The sequence below is a fragment of the Microcystis sp. M_QC_C_20170808_M3Col genome, from assembly GCF_007095505.1.
GTDB lineage: Bacteria > Cyanobacteriota > Cyanobacteriia > Cyanobacteriales > Microcystaceae > Microcystis.
The window spans coordinates 1-9,630 of the sequence record NZ_SFBY01000480.1 but is presented as its reverse complement, the minus strand read 5'-3'; the positions used below and the strand labels follow the sequence as shown (position 1 = coordinate 9,630).

Below are 9,630 nucleotides of genomic sequence, written 5' to 3'. Positions count from 1 at the left end.
TTATAGATGATTTCCTGACCTAAGATCACATTTTATTCTTTTTTCCACTTCAATCTAAGAATTGAGAAAAAAGCAAAACCTTATATTATACCATAAAAAAATTATGCAAGAGGTCTTATGTCGTGGTACAGCTTCAATGACCCCAGTTTGAGGGTTAATCTAAAGAGAATGAGAAGCACCCTCTCGCTTAAGATAACAACCAGCTTTCCGCAACTTTTTTTCTAATTCTTTACGTTTCATGGAATGGAAATTGTCTCCTCGATCGCCTCTTTCGGTAGTCCTCGACGAATATCAGCCAAACGATCTTCAAAAATTAGTTGAATAGCACTTTTTAAGCTTTCTTTGGCTTCTTCAATGGTTTCTCCTTGACCATTTGCACCTAGGACTTCAGGACAAATCGCCCAGTATCCCCCTTCTGTTGCTGCTTCAATGATGGCGGTGAATTCTCCTTTCATGACAATCTCCTTTGATAATTTATGAATTAGCGTGCTGCTACGCAGTGCCTTCAACATCGCACTCTCAATCAAAATATCACAAGATCACGACACAAGATTAGAGCATCCTGGGGATGATGTTGGGTTGAGTACCGATCACCCAACCTACAAGAGCGGCGATCGCAATACAGTGTTTAAGATTAATTGAATATCAATTTTTCTGCTTTATCTTCTGATATTGATTGGGAAGAAATAACAATAAATTGTTCAGGAGATAAAATTACATTTTCATAAGTAAAACCACCAATGACTTTAGGATTAGAAATCATTAAATCAATAGCGTATGCTTCAGGATTAGGATAGCATTCAACTATTGCACCAATTGTTCCTTTAGGAATGATTAAATCTGAAAAATCGGCGGTTATATCTATTAAAGTTTGAATCGAATCATTAATTTTTGCTTTCATTATGTTTTGCTCCTTTAGCTGTAAACTTCTAACCAGTTTGTAATTAATCTAGGAATAATTTTGCTTTGATCTATTTGCCAGATTGTGATTAAATTTCCTTGCCCTCCATTCAAACCTTTGATCCTAATTGTAACTTTTAATCTCATACCATAGGGATTATTTTTGCTTTTATAGGCTGGTGCATAAGGTAAAATTTGACGAATTTGTTGAATTATATCTTGAGTTGCAATTTGACGGCCTTCTTGAGTTTCAACAGAATAACCTATCATGGCAAATCCCATCCATTTTCCTTGATTTTGAGGGTTGTTAGGTTGCAATGAGTAATCGGTAAACTTTCGCAAGTCTATTTCGGCTTGATCTGCATTTGGTAAGGGATCTCCTTCTTTCCAGCTAATACTCATATTACAATCTTACAAATGCTCTGAATCAAGCTCTGGGATTAGAGTATCATAATTTCAGAGCATAGGGTTAAGATTCCTGATTATATGAGCAAAGATAATAAAAATCATTCGCAGTTTGAGCTAAACGAAGTGCCACCCAACCCATAACATGAAGAATAATCGGGGGATGATGTTGGGTTTCCGTTGTCAACCCAACCTACAAGATCGGCGATCGCACTTAAAGTCTTAGATTATATAATTTATAGCATTTTTCTAATACACCAAATTAGCTGAAACAGTCCAGTAGGGTGCGTTAGCGAAAGCGTAACGCACCAATTTAATGATGAAGTTGGTGCGTTACGGCGGATTGTTAATTTCAGTTTTTTATCAGAGATAATCGCCGCCTAACGCACCCTACAAGAGCTATTAACAGAGGAGCTTGCCAACAATTATGCCAGCTAAAAATGCATACCGAATAGGGCTCAAAAATAGTAAATTAAAACCACCAGGTAAACCCCCACAAACCTTTAGTAATCCAATGGCAAAAGCAGTGTATAAAATTTTGTATTCAATAAATGAGACTTCCCCACTAGGATCGATCGCATTTACCGGATTAACCCCAGCGTATAAATAATCGTGTAACGTTATCGGCTGATTATTGAAACCTTCAAACGGATCAACGGAAGCAAAACGCCCCGTATTAGGATCATAATACCTTGCTCGTAAATAATAACCATCCACTGCCTCATCAAACTGCTCACCAGCAAACAGATAATTATTCTCCGCATCCCCGACTTTACGGGTTAAATTACCATAAGCATCATAATCATATTCTACTACTACAGCCCCGTCATTACCCGTCATTAAACGAGTGCTACCCAAACCATCCACTTGATAGTAAATCCGATTTGCACCGTCATCTTGAGAGATTAAATCCCAACCGTGAGTATAGGTAGTATTAACTGTACCATTGGTTTGATATTCCTCAATCACTTGGGCGTATTGCTGTTGATTGTTGTCGATTAAGAAGTGAGTCACTTCACCATCCACATCAATTGCTACTCGGATACCATTGTGATCATATTCAAACTCAATGCGTCCTGTTTCGCCATTTTCCGTGACTTCCACCGCAGTTAATTCACCCTTAGTATTCCACTCATAACTAGCGGTAGTTGCGCCATTTTCTACCTTAGCAAGGAGATTACCCTCCTCATCGTATTGATATTGGGTAACATTTCCGCCAAGAATTTCTTTTAATAATCTGTCATTCTCGTTGTATGTATAGGTAGTTGTACCTTCCACTGAATCAATCTTTTGTAAACGATTACCGACAGCATCAAAGACATAAGTAATTGTTTTATTACCTGCTACAGTATCAGTAATTTTCTCTTGAGTTAAGCGATAGAGATTGTCATAGGTGTACTCCACTGTACGACCATCATTTTCTACCACTTTTACCCGATTACCCATCGCATCTAGGGTATAGGTATAACTAGAAATAATACCCGTAGAGTTGCGGTTTTCGAGGTAGGTTAAGCGGTTTAACAAGTCATATTGTTGATTTTCTGTCACCCCATTGGGGAAGACGGTTTTAATTAAATTACCCACCGCATCATAATCGTAGTCTGTTACTCCGTTATCCGCATCTTTGACGGTATCAATACGATTCAGTTTGTCATAGGTATAGTTAGTTGTGCCAGAAGGTACAGTTAAGGTAAGAATATTACTAGCTTTGTCATAACTATAGCTAATAGTGCGGTTATCTGGTTCGGTGCGACTAATTAACCTGTCACGCTCATCATAAACATAATTTGTCACCCCTCGATTATCGATAACGGTAGCTAATTCCCCCGTTAAGGTATAGGTAAAAGTTTCCGTAGGTGTACTATCAGAGAAGGATTTTTCGGTTAACCAATTACGCTCATTATATTTATAGGTGGTCACTGCTCCGTTAAAGTCAGTTACTTTGATTAAATTACCGATTTTATCGTGGATTGTCTCGTTACGTTGTCCACCAGGTAAGATGGTAGCTTTTAGACGGCGTAAACTGTCATATTCAAACTTAGTGATATTACCATTTGCGTCTTTTTGCTCGATTAAATTACCCACTAAGTCATATTTATACTCAGTACGTTGATTTAAAGCATCAATTACCGCCGTTAGTCTTCCTAAAGCGTCATATTCATAGTTAGTGGTATTTCCTGCTAAATCCTTTTCTGCTATCACTCGTCCTAAAGGATCATAAGTGGTAGTCATTACGGTATTATTAGCATAAGTTGTGGTAAGAAGGCGATCAAGATCATCATAATCATACTCAGTGATGCGCCCTAACGCATCTGTTTTGGCAATTTGTCGCCCGTCTGCATCATAAGTATAGCTAGTAATTTGATTCAGGGCATTAGTAACAGTTAAAAGGCGATCGCTCTTATCATAATCATATTCGGTACGATTACCCAATTCGTCAATTTGGGCAATTTTTCGCCAGGCTTTATCGTATTCTTTCTTAGTGCGGGGATTATCGGTTAAATTGTCAGGGGTACTATCAGGATAAATTACTTCAATTTCTCGCCCTAATGCGTCATAAACATAGATAGTTTTACGTCCTAATTCATCAATAAAACCCGTTAAACGATCTAAAGCGTCGTATTCATTTTTGGTGCGAGGATTATCGATTAAATTATCAGGAGTGCTATCAGGTAAGATGGTTTCAATTAATAAACCACGATCATTATAGCGGTATTCTGTACGTCTTCCTAATGCGTCAACTTCCGCAATTTTCTCCCCAGCAGCATTATATTCGGTTTTAGTAATACCCCTTGCACAACCACAACTACTCCCTTCGGGATCAGCTTTTTCAATCAAGCGTCCTTGAGCATCATAGATATAATTAGTAATAGCACCCAACGCATCAGTAACACTCGCTACTCGTCCATTACTATCATAAGTAAAGGTGGTTTTTGCTCCCGTAGGATCGGTTAATTCTGTTAAGTTACCACGATTATCATACTTAAAGGTACTAATTTTACTACTAGCATCGGTGACAGTGGTTAACAGTCCCAAGGCGTCATATTGATATTCAGTAACATTGCCTTCTGTGTCTTCCCGTTTAGTGAGATTACCGTTATTATCATAGGTGTAATTGGTGACAAAACCTAAAGCAGTGGTTTCTGTGAGGATGTCGTTATTATCGTTATAGGTAAAGGTTTTCTTGTTACCTTCTCCATCGGTTTCTGTCAGCTTATTACCTCGATTATCATAGGTGTAACTGGTGATATTACCTTCAGGATCGGTTTCACTTAACAGGTTATTATCTTCATCGTAGGTGCGTAAAGTAATACCCCCTAATTGATCAACTTCTTGAATGACGTTACCTTGAGCATCAAAAACCCGGGTAATATTATTACCAAAAGGATCTCGGATGGTTTGACTATTAGTAGCATTATTAAAGGCGATATTTAATTCATTACCATTAGCGTCAATAATTTTGCTGATTTGTCCATTTTCGTCATACTCTGTACGAGTCGCACTGCGTCCCAAGGGATCAATAATTTCTGTTAAGAAGTGTTGACGATTGGGGTCATTATAAACTAGCTCAGTGGTGTTATTAGTGCGGTCAATCACCTCAATTAAATCACCGTTGCTATCATAACTATATTTAATAGATTTACCGTCAGGATCGATAATTTCAGTAATGCGACCTTGACCATCTCGAATAAAGTCAATTTCAGCACCTGTTGAGCTAACAATGCCATCATCAGAGAAGGTTAATTTATTGCCATTTCTGTCGGTGACATCAATTAAACCAAAATTCTGATCATAGTTATAAACCGTTCCATCTTTGGTGGTTAATTTGTATTGCGAGGGATTATAACCAAGAAAACTGAATAAAAATGCTCCTACAGTACCGTCACTACGAATAGTTAAAGGAGAGTTTTCTGTTTCTAGCTTATCAAATACCCCCGCATCGGGAGTAAAGCTAGGAGCATAAATTGCACCGAAGAAACTAGCAGAAACTGGTACGGGATTAAAAGTAAATCCAACGCGGCGACCATCGGGAGTATTTAAAGTTACTCTTGTCCCGACGGAGAAGGTATTAGAAGTTCCAAATAAATCGGAATTAGCCTCACTTAAATCTCGTCCATCAGGGGAAGACTCGACAATTTTGGCATCTTGTAATCCTAAATCCCAACCATAGCCAAAATCTCCTTGGCTTGCACTTTCTAAGCTATTATAACGACGGATAATTTCAATGGGAATACCAGTTAAAGGGATAGATAGGTCAGTATATTCTAGGGAAAAGTCACCAGGTTTATTTTGTCCTGTCACGTTTAAGATAACGCCTTGGACATTACCATTACCGCTAAAGTCAAAAGCGGTAATTTTTACTAGATAACTTCCATTTGCCAACAAACGAGGATCTAGGGTAGCTACCGGCTGATTAGTAATATTTTGAGTGCCTTTTGTCAATAAAGTGTAATCTGGATCATTTTCCCCGATATTGCTTAAATCAACTGCTTCAATCGGGGCAATTTCCACTCGATAAAATTCGAGGTTATCATCTGTGATGGTAGCAATAATATCTGTAGGTGACTTGATAATGCCTTGAGTGGCTTCTAAGTTAGTCTTGTTAATGTCAATAACAGGTGCTTCGGTATCACTGGGATCAAGTACCCGCACTTCAATTGTTTCTGTATCCTGATTACCGGCTGCATCGGTAGCAGTAGCAATAATTTGATAAACTCCTGCTTTTTGACCGACAAAAGTAGCAGTATTAATTTGTCCATTGGGACTATTAGGATTAAGAGTTAGCGGGGTTTTATTAGCCGTTACAGTGAGGGTTTTAACTTCGATATTATCCGTTGCTCGAACTTGAAAATTAACACTTTCGCCAATATTAATTAGGTTACTATTAAAGCCTAATTCCACTACCGGATTAGTAATATCATCATTGCTAAGGGTTAAATTATAGGTTTGAGTGGTGATTCCCCCGCGTCCATCGCTGACTTGAATCGTCACAGGATAAATACCTTGATTTTGGGATGCAGATTGCCAACGAATACGGCCAAATTGATCAATAGTTAAACCTTGAGGCGCTTGTAAGAGATTATAGGTTAAAGCGTCATTATCTGCATCTTTGGCAATAACATCATATTTGTAAGTAACTCCTAGTTGAGCTAATTCTAACGGCTGAGAATTAATAATCGGTGCTTGATTAGGGGTAACTCGGATATAGTAATTTTGATAGGCAATCCCACCATCTGCATCCGTCGCTGCGACTGTAACTTGAACATCACCGTTAGTTACTGCTTGAGTTTGCCAAGTAATTAAACCTGTATTTGTATTAATAGTCATCCCATTGGGTTTAACCGTTAAATTGTAGCTAATAGCGGTATTTTCAGGATCATTAGCCTCGACATCGTATTGATATAATCCCCCAGCACCAATGATAATTTTAGGTGTGCTGGTAATACTAGGTAAATTGTTGTCTAATGTGGCTAAAACTTGTAATTGATAGGATTGGGTATTAGTCCCACCAAAACCATCACTAACTTTTATTTCAACGGTTTGTTTTCCTAAGTTAGTAGGGGTATATGCTATTAAGCCAGTATTGGCATTAATGGTCATCCCTTCAGGGGGATTAATCAGGCTATAGGTCAGGGTATCATTATCAAAATCAGTGGCTCTTACTTCATAGCTATAGGTATTATTAATCAGAGCAACGGTGTTGGGAGAGGAGATAATTTGCGGTGGGGTGTTAATACCTTTAGTGTTCAGGAAAAATTCTTGAGTAGCAATGCCTCCTTTACCGTCAGACACTCGCAAAACTACTCGATTATTGCCGATTTGATTTTGTTTCGGTTGCCAAATTAAGATACCAGTTTCGGCATCAACTGCCATACCTTCAGGTTGATTGAGTAAGCTATAGGTTAACCTGTCATTATTAGCATCGGTAGCAGTAGCTCGATAGGTTAATAATTGTCCTATTTGGGCAGTTTTGGGTGCTGTGCTAGTGAATACGGGAGCTTGGTTAGGAATGGGTTGATCAATTTTTATGTTACCAAAGTTGATGTTGCTAACGGTTTCTCCTGCTTTGAGTTTTATAGTATGAAAATCGGGACTAACAACACTCCCAGGTAATCCCTGTACATTGATGACATCAAAACCTGGGCTTAGTCCATTATTATCAAGTCCAACAATTTTTATAGCTCGAACTGGTTGTGTAAAATTGATTGAAGCAAGATCAAAAATTGAAGTTGTTCCGCCATTTCCAATTCCAAGTAAAACGAAGTCTTCTAAGTTAGAACTAACGTAAACTTCTGCTTGTTCTCCAGCAAATCCGATTTCTGGAATAAAAATATCGTTACCTGGTTTATCAACAATAATTTCGTCAGTAAAACCAACAGTTACATAAGAGCCTGTAGGAAGTGATAATGCACCTAAAGTATCACTACCCAAAATAATATCAACACTGACTAAAACAGGCCCATTTCCATCATTATCTACGCCATAAGGTTCATCAAACGTACCTGCCCCACTGTTAAAGTAGTCAAGAATAATATCTGCAAAACCATCTCCTAGAGAATCTGTAGGTTGTCCACCAGGATAGGTTTGCTCATAATCTGTGGGTATAACTTCCTTGACAAAATAAGTACCTGCTTCTAACCCAGTGAATTTATACTGTCCAGTTTCATCTATATCAGGAGTCTTGGGATCATCTGTGGCTGTTATTTGAGAGGGTTCGTGAATATCAAAAACGCCGTTATTATTTAAGTCCAGATAAACTGTTACACCTGCTAATCCTGATTCGATAAAAGTTTCTTCTCCTTCTAAACTACCAAAAACTCCTAATAATTGATCGGTTGAGGTAAAAATTCGAGCATCGGGATCAATAATTTTCAGTTGAGTTAAAGATGCCCCACTTCCCACTCCAAAAGCAGATAAATTAAAGTTTTTAGCTTTTAGGCGTTCTACTTCGTCGGTAATTGAACCACCACCATTAGATTCTCCATCAGTTAAAAAGATGAGATTGCCATTACCTGTTTCTGTGCGGATAGTAGTAAATGTCTGTTCAACTTTTTGTAACGCAGCTTCTATATTAGTTCCCGTGAAATTACCTACTCCAAAAGCACCTGAAGTGATAGATTTTAAAATTTCTTCGACATCCACAATGCCATTATTGTTAAGATCGGCTGTGGGTGTTGTAGTAAGTTGAGTACCTGTGGTGACTAAATCCATGTCTGCATTAGCCGAAAAACCACTAAATACAATGATTGCTACATTTGCTTTTGTACCTAAACCTTGAGCAATCAACTGTTGATTAAGAGCTATAAATCCAGCAATTTCAGCATCTAAACGAGTATTCTGTAAACCATCATTGTTAACATCCCCTACCGATGTCCCGACAAAAGGATCGTCTGCACTACCTGACACATCTAAGACAAAAACCACATCAGGACTAGCACCTTGAACTAAAGATGTATCACGAAAACCATTACCATTAGCATCTTCCCATTTAACACCTTCAATTGTTCCTAATGGAGTATTACTTAAAGCAATAGTAAACTCTTCGGTATCCACACCCCCAAGATTATCCGTAACCTTAACAGAAACATTATAGTTACCAACAGTTTTACCTTCTGTATCCCAGATAATCTCTCCCGTTAAATTATCAATGCTCATTCCTTGAGGAGCATTAACTAAAGAATAGGTTAAAATATCTTTATCAGGATCGATCGCATTAACATCATAGGTATATTTTTGACTGGTACTAGCTTTTAAGATAGCATCGGAAATAATCACAGGAGCATAATTATCTGTTGCTTCTTCTAATACTGATAAAGTATAAATCTGAGTCGCAATACCCCCCTTACCATCATTAACTTGTAGGGTTATCTCGGTTGCTCCTGAGACGGTGGGAGTGAATGTAACAACACCAGTATTCTGATTGATTACCAAGCCATTAGGGGCATTGATGACAGAATAAGTTAAATTGTCATTATCAGCATCAGTCGCATCAGCATCATAACGATATTCACTGTTGAGATTACCATAAACAACAGGATTGGAAACGAATACTGGAGGGCGATTTAGTTGAGAATCAATAACGTTGGTTACTACCCCTAAATTATAAGTTTGGGTATCTTTTCCACCTTTCCCATCTTCCACGGAAATAGAGATGTTATAATTGCCGATTGTTGGGGATTTCCAACTTAAAATACCAGTGTTATTGTGGCTCTTCGGTAATTGTTATGCAAATAATTAACTTAAAATAAAATTCGATGAGAGTACCTACGCTCAAAAATAGCTGAAACCCATACAGGCAAAAATTTTAGGCACAAACAGGTTAAT

General features: G+C 38.0%; 4 protein-coding genes. All 4 read right to left on the bottom strand.

What is annotated here, in order from left to right:
* Nucleotides 1-236 precede the first annotated feature (236 nt).
* The 4 genes from EWV84_RS22240 to EWV84_RS22225 all read right to left on the bottom strand — a co-directional run bounded on the left by EWV84_RS22240 (nt 237) and on the right by EWV84_RS22225 (nt 9,447).
* Nucleotides 237-455 carry a type II toxin-antitoxin system HicB family antitoxin gene (locus tag EWV84_RS22240; RefSeq protein WP_004163690.1) on the bottom strand — a complete coding sequence of 73 codons (219 nt, stop codon included), beginning with the start codon at nt 453-455 and terminating at the stop codon, nt 237-239.
* Between the two features lie 179 nt (nt 456-634).
* Nucleotides 635-901, bottom strand: coding sequence for a hypothetical protein (locus EWV84_RS22235; RefSeq protein ID WP_110578573.1), 267 nt, complete (start codon nt 899-901; stop codon nt 635-637).
* A 14-nt stretch (nt 902-915) separates the two neighbouring features.
* A complete protein-coding gene (locus tag EWV84_RS22230) occupies nt 916-1,302 on the bottom strand; it encodes a DUF6883 domain-containing protein (protein WP_287080138.1) in 387 nt (128 codons plus the stop codon).
* Nucleotides 1,303-1,707: 405 nt separating this feature from the next.
* Nucleotides 1,708-9,447 carry a putative Ig domain-containing protein gene (locus EWV84_RS22225; RefSeq protein ID WP_287080135.1) on the bottom strand — a complete coding sequence of 2,580 codons (7,740 nt, stop codon included), beginning with the start codon at nt 9,445-9,447 and terminating at the stop codon, nt 1,708-1,710.
* Nucleotides 9,448-9,630 lie beyond the last annotated feature (183 nt).